General features: G+C 73.8%; 17 protein-coding genes. 1 reads left to right on the plus strand and 16 read right to left on the minus strand.

All coding sequences use genetic code 11. From position 1 onward, the window contains the following. The first annotated feature begins 205 nt into the window (after positions 1-205). Positions 206-886 (plus strand): phosphatase PAP2 family protein, encoded by a 681-nt coding sequence (locus A949_RS0126320; RefSeq protein ID WP_019359040.1) that lies wholly within the window; start codon positions 206-208, stop codon positions 884-886. A gap of 7 nt (positions 887-893) precedes the next feature. Here the strand turns inward: A949_RS0126320 and A949_RS0126325 are convergent, their stop codons facing one another. Genes A949_RS0126325 through asnB form a run of 16 tightly spaced genes read right to left on the minus strand, consistent with a single transcriptional unit; the run spans position 894 to position 21437 of the window. After that, a complete protein-coding gene (locus A949_RS0126325) occupies positions 894-2219 on the minus strand; it encodes a glutamate-1-semialdehyde 2,1-aminomutase (protein WP_019359041.1) in 1326 nt (441 codons plus the stop codon). A 7-nt stretch (positions 2220-2226) separates the two neighbouring features. Further along, complete coding sequence (gene rfbC, locus A949_RS0126330; protein WP_019359042.1) at positions 2227-2778, minus strand: dTDP-4-dehydrorhamnose 3,5-epimerase; 552 nt, start codon at positions 2776-2778, stop codon at positions 2227-2229. Further along, positions 2775-4004: a polysaccharide pyruvyl transferase family protein gene (locus A949_RS0126335; RefSeq protein WP_026005051.1), complete on the minus strand. Its 1230-nt coding sequence runs from the start codon at positions 4002-4004 to the stop codon at positions 2775-2777. Before A949_RS0126335 ends, rfbC begins: the two co-directional genes overlap by 4 nt. Beyond that, positions 4001-4948 (minus strand): glycosyltransferase family 2 protein, encoded by a 948-nt coding sequence (locus A949_RS0126340; protein ID WP_019359044.1) that lies wholly within the window; start codon positions 4946-4948, stop codon positions 4001-4003. Before A949_RS0126340 ends, A949_RS0126335 begins: the two co-directional genes overlap by 4 nt. Then, positions 4945-6261 carry a membrane protein gene (locus A949_RS0126345; protein WP_019359045.1) on the minus strand — a complete coding sequence of 439 codons (1317 nt, stop codon included), beginning with the start codon at positions 6259-6261 and terminating at the stop codon, positions 4945-4947. The genes A949_RS0126340 and A949_RS0126345 overlap by 4 nt, the downstream gene beginning before the upstream one ends. Then, entirely contained in the window at positions 6258-7568 is a 1311-nt protein-coding gene (locus A949_RS0126350; RefSeq protein ID WP_019359046.1) for a DUF4910 domain-containing protein, read from the minus strand. Before A949_RS0126350 ends, A949_RS0126345 begins: the two co-directional genes overlap by 4 nt. Continuing rightward, a complete protein-coding gene (locus tag A949_RS0126355; protein ID WP_019359047.1) occupies positions 7565-8596 on the minus strand; it encodes an NAD-dependent epimerase/dehydratase family protein in 1032 nt (343 codons plus the stop codon). The genes A949_RS0126350 and A949_RS0126355 overlap by 4 nt, the downstream gene beginning before the upstream one ends. A 3-nt stretch (positions 8597-8599) precedes the next feature. Continuing rightward, a complete protein-coding gene (locus tag A949_RS0126360) occupies positions 8600-9247 on the minus strand; it encodes a PIG-L deacetylase family protein (RefSeq protein ID WP_019359048.1) in 648 nt (215 codons plus the stop codon). After that, positions 9244-10077, minus strand: coding sequence for a glucose-1-phosphate cytidylyltransferase (locus A949_RS0126365; RefSeq protein WP_019359049.1), 834 nt, complete (start codon positions 10075-10077; stop codon positions 9244-9246). The genes A949_RS0126360 and A949_RS0126365 overlap by 4 nt, the downstream gene beginning before the upstream one ends. Next, positions 10074-11318, minus strand: a complete 1245-nt coding sequence (locus tag A949_RS0126370; RefSeq protein ID WP_026005052.1) for a class I SAM-dependent methyltransferase — start codon at positions 11316-11318, stop codon at positions 10074-10076. Before A949_RS0126370 ends, A949_RS0126365 begins: the two co-directional genes overlap by 4 nt. Next, positions 11315-12562 carry a glycosyltransferase gene (locus tag A949_RS0126375; protein ID WP_019359051.1) on the minus strand — a complete coding sequence of 416 codons (1248 nt, stop codon included), beginning with the start codon at positions 12560-12562 and terminating at the stop codon, positions 11315-11317. The genes A949_RS0126370 and A949_RS0126375 overlap by 4 nt, the downstream gene beginning before the upstream one ends. 2 nt (positions 12563-12564) lie before the next feature. Further along, positions 12565-13800, minus strand: a complete 1236-nt coding sequence (locus A949_RS0126380; RefSeq protein WP_051019646.1) for a hypothetical protein — start codon at positions 13798-13800, stop codon at positions 12565-12567. Between the two features lies 1 nt (position 13801). Further along, complete coding sequence (locus A949_RS0126385) at positions 13802-15322, minus strand: right-handed parallel beta-helix repeat-containing protein (protein WP_026005053.1); 1521 nt, start codon at positions 15320-15322, stop codon at positions 13802-13804. An 8-nt stretch (positions 15323-15330) separates the two neighbouring features. Next, entirely contained in the window at positions 15331-17274 is a 1944-nt protein-coding gene (locus tag A949_RS0126390; RefSeq protein WP_019359054.1) for an alginate lyase family protein, read from the minus strand. After that, positions 17271-19487 carry a bi-domain-containing oxidoreductase gene (locus A949_RS0126395; RefSeq protein WP_026005054.1) on the minus strand — a complete coding sequence of 739 codons (2217 nt, stop codon included), beginning with the start codon at positions 19485-19487 and terminating at the stop codon, positions 17271-17273. Before A949_RS0126395 ends, A949_RS0126390 begins: the two co-directional genes overlap by 4 nt. A 15-nt stretch (positions 19488-19502) precedes the next feature. Beyond that, positions 19503-21437, minus strand: a complete 1935-nt coding sequence (gene asnB, locus A949_RS0126400) for an asparagine synthase (glutamine-hydrolyzing) (RefSeq protein ID WP_019359056.1) — start codon at positions 21435-21437, stop codon at positions 19503-19505. Position 21438 lies beyond the last annotated feature (1 nt).

Genomic DNA, 21438 nt, shown 5'->3' on the forward strand with positions numbered 1-21438 from the left:
CGCGGTACGGGTCCGAGGGGTCCGCAGTCGTGCTCGGCCCGGCCGCACGGGCCGCGGAGGCCGACGGTCCGGACCGTGCCGGCGCGCGGCGGTGGGCGCTGCGGACGGGGTCCGGATGCCGCCGCGCGGAGAGGCACGGTGCCGGGCCGGGCGGGCCGGCGGACCGGCAGGTCGCCGCCGCGGACCGGCCGAGCGCGGTGGGCGGGTGACCGGGCGGGCGGCGCCGGCGCTGCTGACTCCCCCGCTGCGCGCCTCGTTCGGGCCGGCCGCGGCTCTCGCCGCCCTGATGGTCACCGTGCTCGGCATCCGGTATGCCGGGCACAGCGGACCCGGCAGGGCGGAGGCGCGGATCCGGGCGGCGTTCGAGGGGGCGGGGCCGCCGTGGCGGCAGCTCGCCGTGGCCACGGACTTCCTGGGAGAGCCCGCGGGGGCGGCGACGCTGGTCGCGGCCGCGGTGACGGGCTGCCTGCTGGTCCGGTGGTTTCGGGCGGCGGTGCTCACGGTGGTCGGCGCGGGGCTGGCCGTGGGGGCGACGACGCTGCTCAAGCCGCTGGTGGGACGCACCATCAACGGCGGGCATCTGTCCTATCCGAGCGGGCACACCGCCTTCGCCACCGCACTGGTCCTGGCCGTGGCGCTGCCTGCGGCCGGCCGGCTCGGTCTGGGCAAGGCGGCCGGTCCGCTCCTGGTGTTCACCGCGGCGCTGGCCGGCGGTGCCGCCATGGGCTGGGCTCAGGTCGCCCTGGGTGCGCACTATCCGACCGACGCCCTCGGCGGCTGGTGCACCGCGCTGGCGGTGACACCGGCGACCGCCCGGCTGATCGACCGGGCGGCCGACCGCCGGGCCGGCCGCCCGGTCCCGTCCGGGCGGCCGGCGCGGCGCTGACGTCGCGTCAGGCCGAACGGCGGAACACGGGCCGCACGGGCCGCCCGCCCAGCCACGGTGTGGGGTCGGCGGCGTCGAGCGCCTTCCGGTACACCGCGCAGGCCCCGGACACCACCTCGACGGTGCGGTCGATGTCGGCCTCCTCGAGTGCGCTGCTCACCACGAACGACGGGGCCAGCACTCCGCCCGCGAGCAGGTGGCGCAGGAAGAGGGTGCGGTACCGCTGCGAGGGCTGCCGGTTCTCGTCCAGGGTGGCGAACACCAGGTTGCTGGCCCGGCCCCGCAGGACGAGGTGGTCGCCGACGCCCGCGCTCGCGGCGGCCTCGCGGACACCGGCGGCCAGCCGCGCGCCGAGGGCGTGCAGCCGCGCGGTGATGCCTTCCTCGACGTAGGTGGTGAACACGGCCTGTGCGGCGGACAGGGCGTGCGTCTCCGCACCGTGCGTGGTCGACAGCAGGAAGACGCGGTCGCCGGGGTGCCGCAGTCCGCCCCGCTCCATCAGCTCGCGGCGCCCGGCCAGCGCCGAGACGGCGAACCCGTTGCCCAGCGCCTTGCCGAACGTGGAGAGGTCGGGGACCACGCCGTACAGGCCCTGGGCGCCCGCCTCCGACCAGCGGAAACCGGTGATCATCTCGTCGAAGACCAGTACGCAGCCGTGCCGGTCGGCCAGCTCGCGCAGCCCGGCGAGGTATCCGGGCGGGGGCTCGGTGTGGGCCGCGGGTTCGAGGACCAGGCAGGCGACCTCGCCCCGGTGGCGGGTGAGCAGCTCCTGGGTGGCGGCCAGGTCACCGTAGGGGAAGGTCAGGGTGAGTTCGGTGGTGGCCGCCGGCACCCCGGCGGCCATCGGCGTGGTGCCGATGAACCAGTCGTCGACCGAGAAGAACGGATGGTCGCCGCAGAGGGCCACCCGCTCGCGCCCGGTGGCGGCGCGGGCGAGGCGCACCGCGGCCGTGGTGGCGTCGGAGCCGTTCTTCGCGAACTTCACCATCTCGGCGGTCGGCACCGCGGCCAGGAAGCGCTCCGCCGCTGCGATCTCCACGACGGACGGCCGGACGAAGTTGCTTCCGCGGTCGAGTTCCCGCCGCACCGCCTCCAGTACGCGCGGATGTGCGTGACCGAGGCTGACCGAGCGCAGGCCGGAGCCGTACTCGATGTAGCGGTTGCCGTCCAGGTCCCACACGTGGGCACCGCGACCGTGGCTGATGACCGGGGCGAGGTCGGCGGGGTACTGGTCGTCGCCCTTGGCGTAGGTGTGCGCACCGCCGGGGATCAGGGCGTGCAGCCGCTCGTTCGCCGCCCGCGACCTGGGGAGGAGGAACTCTTCGCTCTCCATGCTCACTTCACCTCTCCAGGTGCTTCAGGGCCTCGGCGAGACCGGGCGCCTCCCGGTCCCGCCGGGACATCGAGGTGACCGGCAGCGGCCAGCCGATGGCGAGCTCCGGGTCGTCGAAGGCGATCGTGACGTCCTGTGCGGGATCGTGCGGGCGGTCGATCCGGTAGCAGGTGTCGGCGGTGTCGGTCAGCGCCTGGAAGCCGTGCGCGCATCCCGCCGGGATGTACAGCGTCGTCTGCGTCTCGCCCGAGAGCTCGAAGGAGGCCACGTTGCGGTGGGTGGGCGAGTGCGGCCGCAGGTCCACGACGACGTCGAAGATCTGCCCGTTCGAGCACCGCACCAGCTTCGCCTCGCCGTCGCCGGAGCGCAGGTGCAGGCCGCGCAGCACGCCCCGCACCGAGCGGGACACGCTGTCCTGGACGAAGGCGTCCGGGTCGAGGCCCACCGAGCGGATCACATCGGCGTCGAAGGTGCGGCAGAAGAAGCCGCGTTCGTCGGTGTGCGGCGTCGGCTCGAACAGGTACGCGCCGGCGATCGCCGGGACGGGGGTCGCCTTCATGGGGTCTCCTGCCGGGTGCGGGGGTGCGGGTGGTCGTTCGCCGGGAACAGAGCGGCCGTCAAGGCGCCGAACTGGTCCTGGAGTTGCCGGGCCACGAGCCGGTTGCGTGCGGCGAGGGTCCGGCGCAGCCCGGCCGATCGCTGCTCGAGCGCGCGGAACTGCTCCAGCAGCCGGTCGGCGTCGACCTCGCGGGCCGGATGGCAGTACGCGCCCAGCCCCATCCGGGCCATGAGCGCGTCGCTCTTGGCCGCATAGCTGAGGGCGAGGGCCGGGGTGCCGGCCTTCAGGGCGCAGACCAGGTTGTGGTACCGGGTCGCCACCACGGTGTCGGCGGCCGCGGCCTCCGCCGTCAGCTCGGCCAGCGAGGTCGCCTCCGCTGCGTCGACCAGCGGCGAGTCCACCGCTGCGCGGATCGCGTCGACCACCCGGGCGTCGCACCCGTCGCCGGTGAGCAGCCGGACCGGTCTGCCCTCCGCGACCAGCGCGCGGACGAACCGGGTTGTTCCCTCGAGGTAGCGGCGGTGGATCTGCTCGGCACGGGCGCGGTCGTCGTTGCCGCCGTGGAAGTCCATGACGCCGACGCAGACCAGGCCGGGCGGGCCGGGGTCGCGGCCGGCCACCGGTGGTGCGGGCAGGGCGAACGCGAGGTCCGGGTGCACCGCGTCGCGCGCCGTGTCCACGCCCATCTCCCGCATCGCGTCCCGGGACAGGCCGTCCCGGTAGGACCGGTAGGCGGCCAGCCGCGCGGAGCAGCGCACCAGGGCCCGGGTCGCCCGGTCGCCGATGGCGGCGGCGCCGACACCGACCAGCGCGACCCTGGTGCCGAACAGCCGGCCGGAGGCGCAGAGCAGGAACAGCGCGTAGGGGAAGCCCCACGGCCGCAGCGGCAGCGTGGCCTCCAGAACGCCCATGCCGGGCACGATCACCACGTCGTGCCGGCGCACCCAGGCGGCCGTGCGGACGGCGTCGAGGAGCTTGCCCACTCCCTTGCCCACGATCGAGCCCGCCCGGGACGCGGTCCGGTACTCCCCGCGGTACCAGTGCAGCCGCGTCGCGGGAATCCCGTACCGGGCGGCGACGGCCTCGGGCCCGCCGCACAGCGCGTCCACAACCGCCTCCGGGTGCTCGGTGCGCAGGTAGCCGAGCACGGCCTCCAGCGATCCGTCGTTGCCCAGGTTGCCGGAGCCGAGCAGTCCGAACAGCCCCACACGTGGCGGAGTCGTCATGTCCGTCGCCCCTCTCGGCCTGCGACGAGGTCGTCGACGGAGACGGTGAGCCCGGCCGTCCCGACCGGGGCGCGGTCCTCGACCCGCTCGCCGGCGCCCGGCCGCACCCGGCTGGCCAGCCACACGGCCAGGTGCCGGTAGCAGGCGCGCCGGTCGGCCGCGGACAGCGGCGCCCGTCGGATGGCGGAGGCGAAGCCCCCGACGTACTCGGCCAGCAGCCGGGGCGTCGGATGCAGCCGGCCCGCCCGGCGCGGGTCCAGGTTGACGCACCGGGAGCGCTTGGAGGGGTTCGCGCGCTCGGCGCGGCCGGGGTGGTCGCGGCGGAAGTAGAGGAGTTCGGGCACCTGGTGGAAGGGCCCGTGCAGGACGATCTCGGCGACGAAGGTCCGGTCCGCGTGGTGGTAGCTGTCGTGCGGCTGCACGCGGCGCAGCATGTCGGCGCGCATCACCCCGTAGAAGTCGTCGCCCCCGGGCTCGAACAGGAAGCTGCGGAAGCGCTCCGGCGCGTGCGGCGAATCGGTGGCGAGCCCGTACTCGTAGGGAACCTGCAACTGTCCTTCGCCGTCGACGACCGCCTGGCCGGAGTGCGCGAGGATCACGTCCGGCCGTGCGTCCAACGCCTCCACACAGCGCCGCAGCAGGTCACGAGCGTAGAGGTCGTCGTGCGAGGCCCACTTGAACAGCTCGCCGCGGCACTCGGTGAAGACCCGGTTGTGGTTCGGTGCGGCGCCGATGTTCCGGGGCAGCCGCAGGTAGCGGATGCGTGAGTCCTGCGCGGCGTACGTGCGGCAGATGTCCTCGGTCCCGTCGGTCGAGGCGTTGTCGGAGACGACCAGTTCGAAGTCCTCGTAGGTCTGGCCGAGCAGCGCGTCGAGTGCCTCGGCGAGGTACTCCTCGCCGTTGTACACGGGCAGGCCGATGCTCAGCCGGGGATGCGCGTTCATGGCGTCCTCACTTCACGGATGGGGTGGTGGTGGCGCTCGCGCAGGGCGGACCGCAGCTGCAGCCACCACACGGCCGAGCCCAGGAGGGTCGCGGCGGCCACGCCCCAGGCGGAGCCGACGGTGCCGGCCGCGGCCGCCCCGCCGAGCCCGCCGCCGGCATAGCAGGCGGAGGCGAACAGCTGGCTGCGCAGACTGCGCCGGGCCGCGGCGAGGGCACGCAGCCCCGCGGCCGCACCGGTGCCGAGGCCGGCGCCCGCGACGCCGAGCGTGGCGGGCACGATGAGCTCCGCCGCGGCATGCCAGATGTCGCCGAGCACCAGCGCACCGGCCCGGTCCGGCAGCAGCAGCAGCGCCCCGCCCCACAGCAGCGCGGCGGCGGCCTGCCCGCCGCCCAGCAGGAGGCAGAACGGGCCCAGTCGGTGCGGGGCCCGCCGCAGCACCCGTGCCGCCTCCGCGACGGTGACCAGCGAGAGCCCCATCAGCACGGCGAGGAACGGGCCGAGCAGCAGTTCGGCGCCCCGGATCACCCCCACGGCGCCGACCCCGGCGATCACGCCGAGCCCGTACGCCCGCAGCTGGCTCGCGCCGCTGACGCAGGTGTTCTCGACCAGATACCGGTAGCCGAGGTCGCGATGCTCGCGCAGCCACGCGCGCGCTCCGGTGGGCCGGGGCAGGATGCCGGACTGGAGGCAGCCGTAGGCGGCGGCCACCGCGGCGGACGCGCCCCAGGCGACCACGAAGGCGGCGACGCTGCCCACGCGGGCCGCGCAGACCATGGCGGGGACGAGCGCGAGGCCCCACACGAGGTCGTTCACGAACGCTTTGCGGCCGGTGCCCGCGGCGAAGAACGCGTACCGCCAGGCGTCCTGCAGCAGCAGTCCCGGCAGCAGCACGCCGAGGCAGGCGAACGCGGTCCCCACCTGCCCGCCGAGCGCCGGTCCGAGCGCCAGGCACACCGCGCCGACGGCGGCACCGACACCGAGCGCGGTCCCCGACGCACGGGCCACGGCGCCGCGCCAGGAGGCGTGCGGCACGCCGCTGAAGCGCACCACGAGCGGGTCGGTGGCCACGCCGCGGGAGACGCTGAGCACCACGCCGTAAGTGACCCAGGCCAGGCTGAACGCGCCGAACGCGGCCAGCCCGAGCGAGCGCGCCACGTGGACGCCCACCGCGAAGTTGGTCATGCTGGAGGCCGCCTGGTCGGCCAGCCCCCAGGAGAGCCGGCCGACCACGGCCCGCCGGGCGGTCGGCCCGGAGCGCCCGGCCGGGGCCGACGGCGCTGTGCGCTCCCCGTCGGTGCCGATCGGCGTCATGCCTTGATCAGCCCTGCCTCGTGCAGGGCGTCGGCCGCGCCGGCGACGGTGTCGAACGGCAGCCCGGACCGCTCCGCGACGTCCAGCAAGCTGTGCGCGCCGTCCGAGAGGTTGAGCACCCAGAGCATGGCGAGCTGGGCCTGCTTGGCGTCGCTGCGGCCGCCGAGCGACTCGTACAGCCCGCGGCGGCCCAGTTGCGGTTCGCCGTAGGGGCTGAGGTTGACGTAGCGCCGGTTGCGGTCCAGCACGGCGAACGCCTCGCGGCAGACGGCGAGCGTGTCGGCCATCGCCTCCGGGGTGACGAAGTCCAGATTGTCCGCCGAGGTGTGGTATTCGGGGTATCCGGCATACGGGGTCCGGCAGAGCGAGCCCACGCCGAGGTCGAATCCGGGTGAGCAGAACTGCCGCTCGTCGTAGCCGTAGGGGGTGAACTCCGCGATCCGGTGGGGGCGTTCGGAGACGCGCAGCACGTGCCGCAGCACCCGGTCGATCTCCGCGTCCCCGCGCCTGCTCTGCTTGTACGTCAGTCCGCCCCGGTCGCCCGCGCAGGCCAGCACCAGTCCGTGCTCGACCCGTCCCCCGGCTCCCGGCTCCACCCGTGCCGGGGACGGTCCCTGCACCCGGTCCGCGTTGCGGGCCAGCCAGGTGATCGCGCCGATGGTTCCGGGGGCGAACAGGAACCGGTAGGTGTACCACGGCGTGCGCTCCGCCAGCGCGCGGGCCAGGAACGTCGCCACCGCGACGCCGGCCAGGTTGTCGTTGGCCAGCGACGGATGGCAGACGTGGCAGGAGACCAGCACCTCGTCGGTGACCTGCCCCGGGACGACGTGCTCGGCGTAGGTGAGGTGGCCGTCGCCGAGCGTGGAGTCGATGCGCACCTCGTACCGGCCGTCCGGCAGCGCGTCCAAGGTGTCCTGGGCCAGGCAGAACCCCCATTCGGGCGCGTAGTAGCTGGTGCGGTACGGCACCCAGGACGGGTGGTCGGGCAGGGTGTGCAGGTGCGCGCGCAGTTCGGCCAGCGGCATGGTCGCCGACACCGGCACGCTGTAGCCGAGCACGTGCAGGCTGGAGTCGGCGAAGTCGACGACCCGGCGGCCGGTGCTGTCGGCGATGTACGCCTCCCGGATGTTCCACTCCTGCGGCACCGTCCAGTCCAGCACCCGGGTGCCGGTCGGCACCTCGTGCGTCTGCAGCGGGAGGTGCTCGCCGACGATCTCCAGGGTGGCGCGCACGCCGTCGCCGGTGATGCTCCGGCAGAGCGGGTAGAGCCGCTCCACCAGGGCGTACATCTCGTCGCCGGAGGTCATCGGCGCCTCCGCAGGGTCTCGTCGACGGCTCCGGCCTCGGACGCGGCGCGCAGCACCGCCAGCCGGGTGAAACGGTGCTCGAAGTCCTCCCGGGTCAGGCCGTGCTCCCGGTAGGCGTCGGCGAGTTCGAGCGCGCCCCGCTTCACCGTCCACGCGCACTCGAAGCCGGGCACCGCGGCGCGGAACCGGGAGAAGTCCACCCGGTAGGACCGCGGGTCGGCTCCGGTCTCGCCGGTGATGACCACCCGCGAGCCGGGCACCGCGGCGGCGACCTCCTCGGCGATCTCGGCGACCGTGACGTTGTTGGTCTCGCTGCCGATGTTGAAGGCCCGGTCGTGCACCGCCTCCCGCGGCGCGGTCAGCGCCGCCGCGAAGGCCCGTGCGATGTCGGCGGCGTGCACGAGCGGGCGCCAGGGCGTGCCGTCGGAGAGCACCAGCACCTCGCCGGACAGCAGCGCGTGGCCCACCAGGTTGTTCAGCACGATGTCGGCGCGCAGCCGGGGCGAGTAGCCGAAGGCGGTGGCGTTGCGCATGTACACCGGGCTGAAGTCGCCGTCGGCCAGCGCGTGCAGGTCGTCCTCCACCCGCACCTTGGACTCGGCGTAGGGGGTCACCGGGCGCAGCGGGGCGTCCTCGGCCACCAGTTCGCCGCCGCCGGCCGCACCGTAGACCGAGCAGGTCGAGGCGTACAGGAAGCGCCGCACCCCGGCCTCGCGGGCCAGGCGGGCCAGCCGCACCGAAGCGCGGTGGTTGATGTCGTAGGTCAGCTCCGGCGCCAGCGCGCCCAGCGGGTCGTTGGACAGTGCGGCCAGGTGGATCACGGCGTCGAACCCGGCCACGTGTGCGGCCGTGATGTCGCGCAGGTCGACCTCTCCCCCGGCCCCCGGCGGGTCGGCGGGGGGCGGCCCCAGCACGCAGTCGGCGAACAGGGCGGCGTCGAGGCCGACGACGTCGTGCCCGGCGTCGGCGAGGAGCGGGGCCATCACCGTGCCCAGGTAGCCCTGGTGTCCGGTCAGCAGCACGCGCATGGTTCAGTCCCCCAGGTCGAGAGTGAGTTTGGTGACGGCGAACGCCTCGGCGTAGCGCGCGTGGCATTCGACGCCGCGGATCCGCGCGAGGCCCAGGAAGACTTCGCGGTCGTACCAGGGCCGGTGCCGCTGTGAGGGGTAGTGCTCCTGCAGCAGCCGCACCTTGTCCTCGGCCTCTTCGGGCGACAGCGGCTGGTAGGCCGCCGGACGCCCCAGGTCGCCGTCCCACTTGACGATCTCGTAGCCGAGCACGAGGTGGTCGCGGAACGCGGTGGTCATCAGCTTCGCCAGGCAGCGGTGGTCCTGGTGCGCGTCGTCGGTCCGGGGTGCCAGCACGAGGTCCGGGTCGGTCTCCGCACGCAGTTCCTCGACCGCGGCCTTGGCCTCGTCCCAGCGCGACGGCAGCCGGCCGTCGGGCAGCTTGAGCACCGTCAGGCGCAGTTCGGCGCCCGGGCAGAAGGCGGCGAGCGCGGCCCGTTCCTCCTCCTCCCGCTCGCCGCCCCCGCCGGAGAGCACCAGCGCGTCGACGCGGAGGCCCGGCCGCGCCCGGCACATCGCCAGCAGCGTGCCGCCCACTCCGATGGCGATGTCGTCGCAGTGCGCGCCCACCGCGGCGATCCGCTCCAGGCGCCCGGCGCCGAGCCGGATCACGCGCCGACTCCGGCGCCGTGCCTGCTGCCGGGCGCGGCTGCGGCCGCTCCGGCACCGTCCCGTTCCCACACGGCCCACGGGCGGTCGCCCCGGGCGTAGGCGGCGTCGAGCGCGGCCCGTTCCTTGACGGTGTCGGTCGGCTTCCAGAACCCGCGGTGCTGGTGCGCCACCAGCCGGCCCTGCTTGGCCAGTCCGGCGCATCCGTCGGCGACCAGGTCGCCGTTCTCCGGTATGTGGTCGAAGACCTCCCGGCGGAGCACGAAGTAGCCGCCGTTCTCCCACAGCGGCAGTTCGCTCACCGCGGTGATGCCCCCGACCAGCCCGTCCTCGCCCAGGTCCACGCAGTGGAAGGAGGACTGCGGCGGCACCACCATCATCGACGCACCGGCGTCGCGCCGGCTGAAGCGCTCGATCATCTGCGGCAGCGGGGCGTCGGTGAGCACGTCGGCGTAGTTGGCCAGGAACATCTCGTCGCCGTCCAGGTGCTCGCGCACCCGGCGCAGCCGCTCCCCGATCGGCGATTCGATGCCGGTCTGCGCGAATGTGATCGTCCAGTCGGCGATGTCGGTGGACAGCAGTTCGGTCCGCCCGTTGCGCAGTACGAAGTCGTTGGAGGTGGTCTCCTCGTAGGTGAGGAAGAAGTTCTTGATGTGGTGCGCCCCGTAGCCGAGGCACAGGATGAACTCCGTGTGCCCGTAGTGCGCGTAGTAGCGCATGACGTGCCAGATCAGCGGCCGCGGGCCGACCATCGCCATCGGTTTGGGGATGTCGTCGGAGGCTCCGCTGCGCATCCGCAGCCCGTAGCCGCCGCAGAACAGTACGACCTTCATGATGTGACCTCGACGATGCTCAGTTCCGGGATGGGAAAGACCAGCCGGCCGCCCCAGGCGTGCACGTAGGACAGCTGCTCGACCAGTTCGGTGCGCAGGTTCCAGGGGAGGACCAGCACATAGTCCGGCCGGTCGGCGCCGATCTGCTCGGGCGGCAGGATCGGGATCCGGGTGCCCGGGGTGAACCTGCCGTGCTTGTAGGGGTTGCGGTCGACCGTGTACGGGAGCAGGTCGGGCCGGATGCCGCAGTGGTTGAGCAGGGTGTTGCCCTTGCCGGGGGCGCCGTAGCCGACGACCGTCTCACCGCGCTCGGCCGCCTCGATCAGGAACCGCAGCAGGTCCCGGCGTACCTTCGCCACCCGCGCGGAGAACTCGGTGTAGCCGGTCAGCTCGTGCAGTCCGGCGGCCTTCTCCCGGTCCAGCACCTCGGCCACCCGCGGCGTCGGCTCCCCTGCCGCGCCGGTCGGCCGGGCCCACAGCCGGATGGAGCCGCCGTGCGTGGGCAGCAGTTCGACGTCCACGAGCGCCAGTCCGCCGGTGGCCAGCGCCCGGGCCGCGGAAGCGACCGTGTAGTACTGGAAGTGCTCGTGGTAGATCGTGTCGTACTGGTTGTGCTCGATCAGGGTCAGCAGGTGCTGCACCTCGATCGAGACCCAGCCGTCGTCCGCGACCAGGGAGCGCAGCCCTCGCGTGAACCCGACGACGTCGGGGATGTGCGCGTACACGTTGTTCGCCACGACGAGGTCCGCCGCTCCGTGCTCGGCGCGGACGGCCGAACCGGTGGCCGGGTCCAGGAACTCCGTGCGGGTCGGGACGCCCGCGTCCCGCGCCGCGACGCCGACGTTCACCGACGGCTCGATGCCCAGGCAGCGGATCCCCCGGTCGACCAGGTGGCGCAGCAGATACCCGTCGTTGCTCGCGACCTCGACCACGAAGGCGTCCCTCTCCGCGGAGTCGAGGGCGAGCTTGCGCACGGCGTCGGCGACGAACGTGCGCGCGTGCTCCACCCAGGACGTCGAGAAGGAGGAGAAGTACGCGTACTGCGTGAACGTGTCCTCCGGCGTGATCAGCGGCGGAATCTGCGCGAGCCGGCACTCGGTGCACACCCGCAGGTGCAGCGGGTAGGTCGGCTCGGGCTGGTCGAGTTGGTCCGCGGCCAGGAAGCTCTCGCACGGTGGCGTCGCACCGAGGTCGACGACGCTCGCCAGCGCCTCCGCGCCGCACAGCCGGCATCGTGTCATCTGCATCTGCTGTCCCCATCCCCCCTGCGCGCCGGGCCGTCCCCGGCGCGATCCGGTGCTGACCGACCCGCGATCGCGGTGCGGTACTCCTCCTCCAGGCGCTCCAGCCCGACGGCCGGGCTGAAGTGCTGCTCGTACCGGTGCCGGGCCGCTCGGCCCAGCTCCCGGTTGCGGGCCGGCCGGTCCGCGATCCGGCGGATGCAGGAGGCGAGCGAAGCCGCGTCCCCCGGCCGGTGCAGCAGCCCGCTCACCCCGTCCTCGACGAGTTCGACGAAGGCGCCGTGCCCGGCGGCGACCGCCGGCACCCCCGCCGCCATGGCCTCCACGACCACCAGGCCGAACGCCTCCAGCCAGGTCGAGGGAGCCACCACCGCGACCGACCGCACGACCGCCTGCCGGCACTGCTCCGGGTCGTACAGGCCCACGTACCGCACGTCGTCCCGGCCCGCCGCCCAGGCGCGCACCTCGCCCTCCAGCGGCCCCGTTCCGGCGACCACCAGCGGTACGCCCACACCGCCCGCCGACGCGATCCGGTCCCATGCGGCCATGAGCAGCCGGATGCCCTTGGCCTCCGCGAGCCGGCCGAGATACAGCAGATGCTCGCCGGGGCCCGCCCGGCAGCCGCCCGGGTCGGGCACGAAGTTGTGCTTCACCGCCAGCCGCCCGGGGGGCATGCCGGCCCGCACCAGGACGTCGCGCTGCGCCGCGGAGATGCACAGGAACCGCTCGACGCCGGACCACCAGCGCCGCCGGTTGACCGACAGACCGACCGCGAGGGGCACCGTCGCCAGCCGGGAGCCGCGGTAGCAGCCGTGCCGGACGGCGGGCAGGGGTGCCGCGCCCACGCACTCCGCGCACGGCCGCCCGTCGCGCTGCAGCGTGCCGGGCGGGCAGACCTGGGTGTAGTTGTGCAGAGTGGCGACGGCGGGCACGCCGGCGTCGGCGCAGGCGGCCAGCACGGCGGGCGACAGCAGCGGGAAGACGTTGTGGACGTGCACCACGTCCGGCCGCTCGGCGCGGAGCCGGGCGGCGAGTTCGGCGCGGACCCGCGGGTTCCACGGGACCAGCAGCGGCACCGCGGCCTTGCCCGGCAGGGAGCGGGCGGCGATGTCGTCGCTGCGCCGCTCGAAGACCCCGACCCGGTGTCCGGCCGCGCGCAGCAGCCCCGCCTCCTGGTCGACGACTTTGTTCTCCCCGCTCGGCTGCGCCGAGGCGTAGCGGTTGTGCACCACGAGTACATGCATGCTCAGGTCACCTCCCGGTTCGGATTCAGGGCGTGCGGCCCGTCGCGGCCTCCGGAGTCGGCGGGCGGCGGGAGGGCCGGGGCCTCGGCGGGTGCGGCCAGCAGCGAGGCGGCGACGGCCAGATGCAGCAGATAGGGCGAGGCGTCGCCCAGCCCGGCCTCGGTGTAGGAGGCGATGGCGCAGTAGCTGATCAGGAAGATCGCGCAGGCCCGGGACAGCGACGGGGGCCGCAGCAGCGCACCGCCGCCCAGTACCACGAAGAGCGCCGCCACGAGGGCGATGCCGGTCAGGCCCTGCTCCTGGTAGACGGCCAGCCAGCTGTTGTCGATCGGCAGCCCGCCGAACGACTTGTCGCCCAGGCCCGCGCCGAACAGCTGCTCGACGGCCGTGCGGGGGGCCGCCAGCAGGGCGTCCCAGACCTTGGCCCGGCCGGTGAGGCTGGTGAAGTTCTCCTGGCTCTGCCCGCGCAGGAACCATGCTCGCAGCGCGGGACCGAATCCCACGGCGGCCACCGCGGCGCACAGCACGGTCCACACGAAGAACCGGCGTGCCGCGGCGCTGGTGAGGACGAGCGAGCCGATCGCCAGCGCCAGCCCGGCGAACAGGCCGAGGGTGGCCGTCCGGGTGTGGGTCAGCGCGAGGAGAACGGCCGACGGGACGATGACCGCCGCCGCGCTGCCCCTGTCGGTCCGGTGGCCCAGCAGGAGCAGCACGGTGAGGCCGATGATCACGGCGGCGTACTGCCCGATCTGCGGCGGGGTCAGCGGCCACAGTGCGCCGACCAGCCGGCCGCCGTAGAGGTCGGGCAGGGCGGCGCCCGGCGAGAGGAGGGCGCCCGCGGCCACCGACCCGAGCACCGCCAGATACATCCGGATGTGGTGTCTGACGAACGTCGAACTGCCGTCCCACCAGCGGCTGAGCAGCCACAGGGTGCTGACGAAGAGGGCCAGCCGGGTGCAGCGGAACAGTGCGCCGAGCCCGGCTTCCGGATGCGCGCTGGAGATCACGCTCGGCACCAGCAGCAGGGTGAGCAGGAGCAGACAGCCGCCGGGCCGGATGCGCAGCCGGGGATTGAGCACGAGTGCCAGCGCGAACGCGGCCACCAGCGCGCCCATGGTGACGAGTTGGATGAGGGAGCGGGGCAGCGGGACGATGGTCTTCGCCCCGGCTGAGCCGAGCGTGTTGAGGATCAGCAGTCCCCAGACGACTCCGACGGCCCGCGGTGTGCGCTGTCCCATCTCACCCACCGCCCAGGGGCCGGAAGGTGCTGCCCGCGTCCTGCCGGTAGGGCGCGGCCTGCCACTGGCCCGGGTCCAGGACCCGGCTCGGGTCGTGGGCGACGAAGCTCCACGGTCCCAGGTAGACGTTGTCGTGCCAGCGGTTGTGCTGCTTGCGGGTGATCGCCTCGGCCACCCGGTCGCCCTGGTAGGGCGACCAGTCCGGATAGGTGCCGTAGTTGGCCAGCAGCCCCATGCGGTCGCACTTGGCGGTGCACTCGACGACGGAGGTGTCCAGCACGAAGCGGTTGTCGTGGATGTCCACGCGCTGGGTCTTCCACCGGCAGTCGCTGTAGAGCGGCGGGCCGGCGATCGCCGGGCGCGTGCAGCGGTCGGTGTCCTTCACCAGCAGTGTGCAGGAGCCGGTGGAGGTGTTGGCCGGGCTGTTGCAGAACCGGTCGGCGTTCTCCCACAGGGTGATCCCGGACCAGTTGTTCTCCAGCACGTTGCGGTAGATCTCCATCCGGTCCGTGCGGGCCGGGATCCGCGGTTCGCCACCGGCTTCGGACAGGTAGACGGTCGCGAACGGGAAGCTGTCCCCGCGGTCGGCGTATCTGCGGCCCTCGACCCAGTTGTTGCGCCGGATGGTGTTCTTGCGGACGACCGCGTTGTAGCTGGCCTCGTAGATCAGCGCGGCGCCGTCGTTGGCCTCCAGAACGTTGTCCTCGATGCGGAAGTCGTTGTTGTTGGTGTCCGCCCACAGTCCGGCTCCGCGGTTGTCGTGCACCCAGTTGCCGCGGATGTCGGCGCCGTCGACGGCCCAGAACTTGATGCCGCCGGTGCAGCCGCAGCCGGGCCGCCGCCGCTCCCAGTCGTCCCGGTTGTTGTCCGCGATCTCGTTGTCCTCGACCACCAGGTCGCTGATATCGCCGGACGCCTGGTAGGCGTTCATCCCGTACTGCCCGTTGCCGCGCAGGCAGCTGGCGCGGACCCGCTGGCGGGCGCCGGCCATCAGTCCGGCGCCCGAGTTGTACTGGATCCTGGCGTGCTCGATCACCCATCCGTCGGCCGAGTCGTGGTTGACCACGCCCTCGTCGTGCGGCGCGACGAAGCCCTGCACGGTCAGGTGCCGGATGGTGACGTCGCGGGCGCTGCCGCCGAACGCGTACTGGTTGGTCTTCCGGCCGTCGAGCACCGCGCCCGGCGCACCGAGGTAGCTGTTCCCCCTCTTGGGGACGACCTGCGCGTGGCGGCCCCGTTCGAGCCGGTGCTCGCCCGGCCGGAGCCAGAAGACGGTGTCCGGGGGGCTGCTCCGGGTCTTCGCGGCCAGGTCTCCGACCACCGCGGGGTCGACCGGCACCGCACCCGCGGGCGGCTTCGCCGGGCCGGCTGCGGGCTCGGCGCACACCCGGGCCGCGGACGGGGACGGCGCGGCGCTCGGCTCCGCCGGGGCGCCGGGCGTGCTCACACAGCCGGTCGCCGCCACCAGGGCCAGTACCGGTACCGCCACCGGTAACCCCCGGTGCCGCCGTTCGATCCCCACGCGCCCCCCTAGCCCCGGAACCTGAGTACGGTGACGAATCCCTCGGCGCTGTCGGTAAACCCGCTGCCGACCAGCGTCGTGGCGGGTTCCTTGCGCCCGAACCCGGCGGAGTACCAGCCCAGTGGCGGGTCGGTCTCGCCGCGATGGGCCCGCCAGGTCAGCCGCTCGGGCAGTTCGAGCACGGCGGAGCGGTCCTCGCCGTCCCGCAGCCAGCTGAGCACGGCCCGGTTCTCGACGAGTTCCGCGGTGACCGCCGGGCCGAGGTGGAACGCCAGGCGCGCGGCCCGGCGCGGTCCGCGCACCTCGTCGACCATCCGCAGCTCCCGGTCGTCGGCGGTCAGCTCCACCCGGCGACGGTGCACGGAGTGCCGGTAGCCGTCGTGCTCGGCGCACCAGCGGGCCGCGCCCTCCGCTGAGGGGTCCGCGACCAGGACGCGGCTGCGGGCGTGCCGGGTCCACAGGAACGGGCCGCCGGAGACGGACTGGTCGGCGCCGTCCAGTTGCAGAGTGTTGTGGCCCAGGGTGGAACGGAAGTACTGCCGCCACCCGGGCTGCCCGTGGTAGCAGTACGTTCCCGGGTCGGCGAGCACGTCCACCCCGTCGTGCCGGACCTCCACGGACAGCGCGTCCGCGTGGGCGTGCGCGGCGATGGACAGGAAGCCGTGCGGACCGCCGTCGCAGCGGCACCAGATCTCCCCCGGTCCGCGCAGGATGGTCATGCCCGCGTCGGCGAAATGGGCCGGACGGACGGCGGGCCGGGCCGTCGCCGGTGCGGTGGGCCGGAGCAGCGCGCCCAGCAGCGGAGTGCGCACATCGGTCCCGGTCACCGCCGGCCACCAGGCGAGCCCGCCGAACACGGCGTCCCCGGTGGCCAGCAGCGAGGCCCAGCGGTCGGTGCCCGGGCCGTCCAGGACCAGTCCGTGCCCGTCGTCCCCGTCCCCCTGGCGCGGTGGCCGCAGGCGGCTGTCCACCACGGCCGCGAGCGCGTCGGTCATCCGCAGCAGCACCCGCCGGATCGAGGCGGGGACCGGCACCCCGGCGGCATCCGCCTCGGCCACCGCGGCCAGGCCGAGCTCCAGGACGAGTCCGTGGTACTCGGTGGCCGACTCTCGGTTCAGGCCGGAGGCGAAGGTGTTGCTGCGCAACTGCCGCTCCAGCGTCCGCAGCGCCTCGGCGCGCCACCGTGCGGAGGAGGGGAACCACCCGAACGCGCAGGCCGCCGCGGACTGCCCGGCGGCCTCGGCGACGACGTGGTTGTTCGCCGACGACCCGCGGCTGGGGAAGGCGGCCAGCCAGCGCTGGTGGTGCCATATCTGGGCCACCGCCACCGGGTTGTCCTCGAACAGCTCCGCCGCGCCCGGCCAGCCCTCCAGCAGCCGGCGGATCCACACCCAGGAGAGCAGCCGGATGCCCAGCTCGATGCCGCTGACCCAGTGCACCCCGCACAGCGGCGGATTGGTCCGCCACCACGACCGCAGATGACCGGCCGTCCGCTCGGCGTACCGCTCGTCGCCGGTGAGCGCGTAGGCGGCGGCGAGCACGGTGAGGTACTGGTGCCGGGAGAGTTCCCAGATCTGCTTGATGTCCCCGACCGCGTCCTCGTCCCGGTAGGGCATGTCGAAGGCGTAGCCGCGCGGCGCACGGCGCCCGGTCTTCGGGTCGTACCACCAGTCCGGGTCGGACAGGTCGGCGCGCTCCACGCCGAAGTGGGCGGCGTGCCCTTCCAGCAGCCGGTCCGCCTCGGCGACGAGCCGCTTCGCGGCGTCCGGGGGCACCGCGGCGAGTGCGCCGGCGGGCAGTACGGAGGTGAACCGGGCGCCGGTCACCCGCGGACAGTCCGGCCGCAGGGACCGCCAGCGCCGCCTGCGCACCGCGTCGCCCGCACGGCCGACGGCCTCCCCGGGTCCCATGCGGGAGAGCCGCCGCAGGTACCAGCCCGCGCTCATCGTCATCGCGGCCCCGCCAGGGTCACCGGTGCGCCGGCGACCAGCGCGGTGCGCACGGCGAGGGTGGCCGCCGTGGTGGCGGCGAGCGACTCCAGCGGCACCGGCATCGGCCCGCCGGTGCGCACCGCCCGGAGGAACGCGGCCAGTTCGGTGCGCTGGCCCTTGTCCCGGGTCCTGGACAGCCGCGGGGAGGCCCACCGCTTGGGGCCGTGTACCGAGGCCCGCACGAAGTCGTCGAGCCGCAGCACCTTGCCGTCCGCGACGAGGTCCAGCGTCTCCTTGGGGAAGCCGGGCGAACCGCTGGTGACATAGCCGAGGGTGGCGGTCGACCCGTCCGGGTAGCGCAGCACGACTTGGAGGTCCTCGTTGTCGGGTGTGGCGACCGCGTACACCGAGACGGGATCGCCTCCGAGCAGCCAGCTCACCGTGTCGATGAAATGCCCGCCCTCCCCGGTGAACCGGGAGCCCTCCGTACCCTGCCGGAGGTACCAGCTGCCGTGCGCCAGCCGGCCGGCGTTGACCAGGTAGCGGACGCTCGCCGGACCGGTGCGGGCGCCGAACCGCTTCCTGGCCTGGCGCAGCAGCGGCGCGAACCGGCGGTTGAAGCCCACCTGCAGCCGGTCGTTGCCGGACTCCTCCACCGCCGCGAGCACACCGGCCAGCTCGTCCTCGGTGAGGGCCAGCGGCTTCTCCACGAAGACCGCCTTCCCGGCCAGCAGCGCCCTGCGGGTCAGTTCGGCGTGCGAACTGTGCCGGGTGACCACGAACACCGCATCGACGGCCGGGTCGCCGAGCACGGCGTCGAGATCGGTGGTCGCCTCGGCGAAGCCGAACTTCCGCTTCGCGTTGGCGGCCGAGAGCGCCGTCGTGGTCACGACGGTCGACAGTGCGACACCGTCCCGCTGGGCCAGGTGCGGCAGCAGCATCGACGACGCGTAGTTGCCCGCGCCGACGAACGCCAGCCGCACCGGTGCGGCGGCGGCCCGGGCGGGAACGGACGCCGCGGCGCCGCGGCGCCGCACCGCCGGTACGGCCACCTCGGGTGCCGCCGGTACGGTCAGCTCGGGTGCCGCCGCGTCCGCCGGCTGTCCGGCGGGGCCCGGGTACCGGAACAGCACGGCCACGGCCTTCAGGTCGCCGTCCGACAGGCGCCGGTAGGTCTCGACGGCGTCGTCGAAGGCGGCGACATGGGAGACGAGGGGCTCCGCGTCGGCGGAGCCGCGGGCCAGCAGGTCGAGGAAGCACGCCAGGTTGCGGCGTTCGGTCCAGCGCACGTAGCCGATCGGATAGTCCCGCCCGGCCAGCTCGTACTCCGGGTCGTAGCGCCCGGGGCCGTAGCTGCGGGAGAACCGTACGTCGAGTTCCTTCTCGTAGTACGCGTTCCACGGCAGGTCCAGACGGCACTTGCCGATGTCGACGACCCGGCCGCGGTCCCGGCTCAGCCGGGCGGCCAGCTCGACGGGCTCGTTGCTGCCGCCGCCGGCGGCCAGATACACCTGGTCCACGCCGTGCCCGCCGCTGAGTTCGGCGACGGCCGTCGCCACCGCGGCGGACGCGGGATCGCCGCAGGCCACCGCGCCCAGCCGGGCGCCGAGTTCGCAGCGCGCCGGGTCCGGGTCCGCCCCCACGACGCGGACTCCCGAGGCGGCCAGCAGCTGCACCACCAGCTGCCCGATCAGCCCGAGGCCGACGACCAGCGCCACGTCGCCCAGCTGCGGCTCGCCGCGGCGGACGCCCTGCAGCGCGATGGCCCCGACCGTCCCGAACGCCGCGTGCCGCGGCGCGAGGCCGTCCGGCACTCGGGCGTAGAGGTTCTTCGGCACCCAGTTCAGCTCGGCGTGCAGCGCGTGCTCATTGCCGGCGCAGGCCACGAGGTCGCCCACCGCGACGTCGTCGATCCCCGTGCCCACCTGCTCGACCACCCCGCACAGCGAGTAGCCCAGCGGCGTCCAGGAGTCCAGCCTGCCCATCACCTTGCGGTAGGTGGCGGGCACCCCGTCGGTGGCCACGCTCTGCATGACCTTGGCCACCTGGTCCGGGCGGGAGCGGGCCTTGCCCAGCATCGACATCCCGGCCTCGGAGACCTTCATCAGCTCGGTCCCGGTGGATATCAGCGAGTAGGCGCTGCGGACCAGTACACCCCCCGGCTTGCACCCCGGTACCGGCACGTCGAGCACCGTCAGCTCGCCGCTCTTGTAGTTCTGCACAACCTGTTTCACGAAGTCCTCTTGTCTCTACGCCGTCAGCTGAGAGTTGTGGCCGATCCCCGAGGTCGCGCCGCGGTACCAGTACTCGAGGGTCAGCACGTGCCACAGATGCTTGGCGTGGTCCCGCTGCCCGGCGGCGTCCTCGGCGACGAGCCGCTCCAGCGCGTCACGGCGCAGGAACCCGGACTCGACGAGCACACCGTCGTGCAGCACCTCGCGGACCAGCGGCGCCAGATCACGGCTCATCCAGGCCCGCAGCGGAGCGCTGAACAGGCCCTTGGGGCGGTGGACGATCTCCTCGGGCAGGATCGAGGCGGCCGCCTCCTTGAGGACGGCCTTGCCCTGCCGTCCGGCGATCTTGCGCTCCCCCGGCACGGCGAACGCCGCCCTGACCACCTCGACGTCCACGTAGGGCACCCGCACCTCCGTCGAGGCGGCCATGCTCGACCGGTCGGTATAGGTGAGGTTCAGGCCCGGCAGGAACATCCGGGCGTCGGCCAGGCACATGCGGTTGACGAAGTCGTCGAGTTCGTTGTCCCGGTAGACGTCCGCATGCTCGGTCAGCACGTCCTCGACCGTGCCGGCCAGGTCCGGATCGACCAGGGCGAGCAGTTCGTCCCGGTCGTACATGGTGTAGCTGCGCCGGAACGCGGTCTCCTCCGGCAGGTCGGCGAAGGAGAGGAACCGCTTGGCGAAGCGCACCGACCGGTATCCGCGGCGGGCCGAGGCGACCGGCAGCCGGTCCACGGCCCTGGACAGACCGCGCCGCAGCGGCCGCGGAACACGCCGGTAGCGGACCGCGAGCAGGTTGGCCAGGTGCTTGCGGTATCCGGCGAACAGCTCGTCCGCGCCCATTCCCGAGAGCAGCACCTTCACCCCGGCCTCCCGGGCGGCCGAGCAGATCAGGAAGGTGTTGATCGCGGCCGGATCGCCGATCGGCTCGTCCAGGTGGTACGTCATCCGCGGCAGCAGATCGAGCACGTCCGGAGCGATCTCGATCTCCCGCAGGTCGACGCCGAACCGCTCGGCGACCCGCCGGGCGTGGCGCAGGTCGTCCGGCATCGCCTCGAACCTGGCGTCCTCGGCGCGGAACCCGATCGTGTAGGCGGAGATCCCGGGCAGGTCGCGGGCCGCCAGCGCGGTCAGATAGCTGGAGTCCAGCCCGCCGGAGAGGAAGGTCGCCACGGGTACGTCGGAGAGCAGATGGCGGCGGGTCGACTCCTCGACGACCGCGGCGAGATCCGGCTGCTCCCCGGCCCGGGCACGCTCCCGGCCCTCGGCCGCGACCTGGCGCAGGTCCCAGTACCGGCCGCGCTCCACCCGCCCGTCGGGCCGGCACCTCAGCCAGCTGCCCGGCGGGAGCTTCTCCGCCCCGCGGAGCGCACACCGCGAATCCGGCACCCAGTAGTACAGCAGTGAGGCCACCATCGCCGCGGGGTCCACCTGCATCGACCCGCCGGTGGCGGCGGCCAGGGCCTTCAGCTCGGAGGCGAACACCAGGCCCGTGCCCCGCCGGAGCAGGAAGAGCGGCTTGATGCCGAGCTGGTCGCGGGCGAGCACCAGCTCTCCGGTGCGCTCGTCGAAGACGGCGAAGGCGAACATGCCGCGCAGCCGGGGCAGGCAGTCCGTACCCCAGCGCCGCCAGGCCTCCAGCAGCACCTCGGTGTCGGACGTGCCGCGGAAGCGCACCCCGCGGGCCGCCAGTTCGGCACGCAGTTCGGGCGCGTTGTACAGCTCGCCGTTGTAGGTCAGGACGAGACCGTCCGCGGCCATCGGCTGGGCGCCGGTCCCGGACAGGTCGATGACGGCCAGCCGGCGGTGCCCCAGGTGCACCTCCCCGTCGCCGAGGGGGTGGCTGTAGCGTCCCGCCCCGTCCGGGCCGCGATGGGCGAGGGTGTCGGTGAGCCGGTCGGTGACACCCTTCCCGTCCGGCCATCGGTACGTTCCGGTGATGCCGCACATG

This window comes from Streptomyces sp. AA1529 (assembly GCF_000280905.1).
GTDB lineage: Bacteria > Actinomycetota > Actinomycetes > Streptomycetales > Streptomycetaceae > Streptomyces.

Coding starts and splice junctions, on each gene's coding strand:
- A949_RS0126325 (WP_019359041.1), bottom strand. CDS start 2,219: ATGGAGAGCGAAGAGTTCCTCCTCCCCAGGTCGCGGGCGGCGAACGAG.
- rfbC (WP_019359042.1), bottom strand. CDS start 2,778: ATGAAGGCGACCCCCGTCCCGGCGATCGCCGGCGCGTACCTGTTCGAG.
- A949_RS0126335 (WP_026005051.1), bottom strand. CDS start 4,004: ATGACGACTCCGCCACGTGTGGGGCTGTTCGGACTGCTCGGCTCCGGC.
- A949_RS0126340 (WP_019359044.1), bottom strand. CDS start 4,948: ATGAACGCGCATCCCCGGCTGAGCATCGGCCTGCCCGTGTACAACGGC.
- A949_RS0126345 (WP_019359045.1), bottom strand. CDS start 6,261: ATGACGCCGATCGGCACCGACGGGGAGCGCACAGCGCCGTCGGCCCCG.
- A949_RS0126350 (WP_019359046.1), bottom strand. CDS start 7,568: ATGACCTCCGGCGACGAGATGTACGCCCTGGTGGAGCGGCTCTACCCG.
- A949_RS0126355 (WP_019359047.1), bottom strand. CDS start 8,596: ATGCGCGTGCTGCTGACCGGACACCAGGGCTACCTGGGCACGGTGATG.
- A949_RS0126365 (WP_019359049.1), bottom strand. CDS start 10,077: ATGAAGGTCGTACTGTTCTGCGGCGGCTACGGGCTGCGGATGCGCAGC.
- A949_RS0126370 (WP_026005052.1), bottom strand. CDS start 11,318: ATGACACGATGCCGGCTGTGCGGCGCGGAGGCGCTGGCGAGCGTCGTC.
- A949_RS0126375 (WP_019359051.1), bottom strand. CDS start 12,562: ATGCATGTACTCGTGGTGCACAACCGCTACGCCTCGGCGCAGCCGAGC.
- A949_RS0126380 (WP_051019646.1), bottom strand. CDS start 13,800: ATGGGACAGCGCACACCGCGGGCCGTCGGAGTCGTCTGGGGACTGCTG.
- A949_RS0126390 (WP_019359054.1), bottom strand. CDS start 17,274: ATGACGATGAGCGCGGGCTGGTACCTGCGGCGGCTCTCCCGCATGGGA.
- asnB (WP_019359056.1), bottom strand. CDS start 21,437: ATGTGCGGCATCACCGGAACGTACCGATGGCCGGACGGGAAGGGTGTC.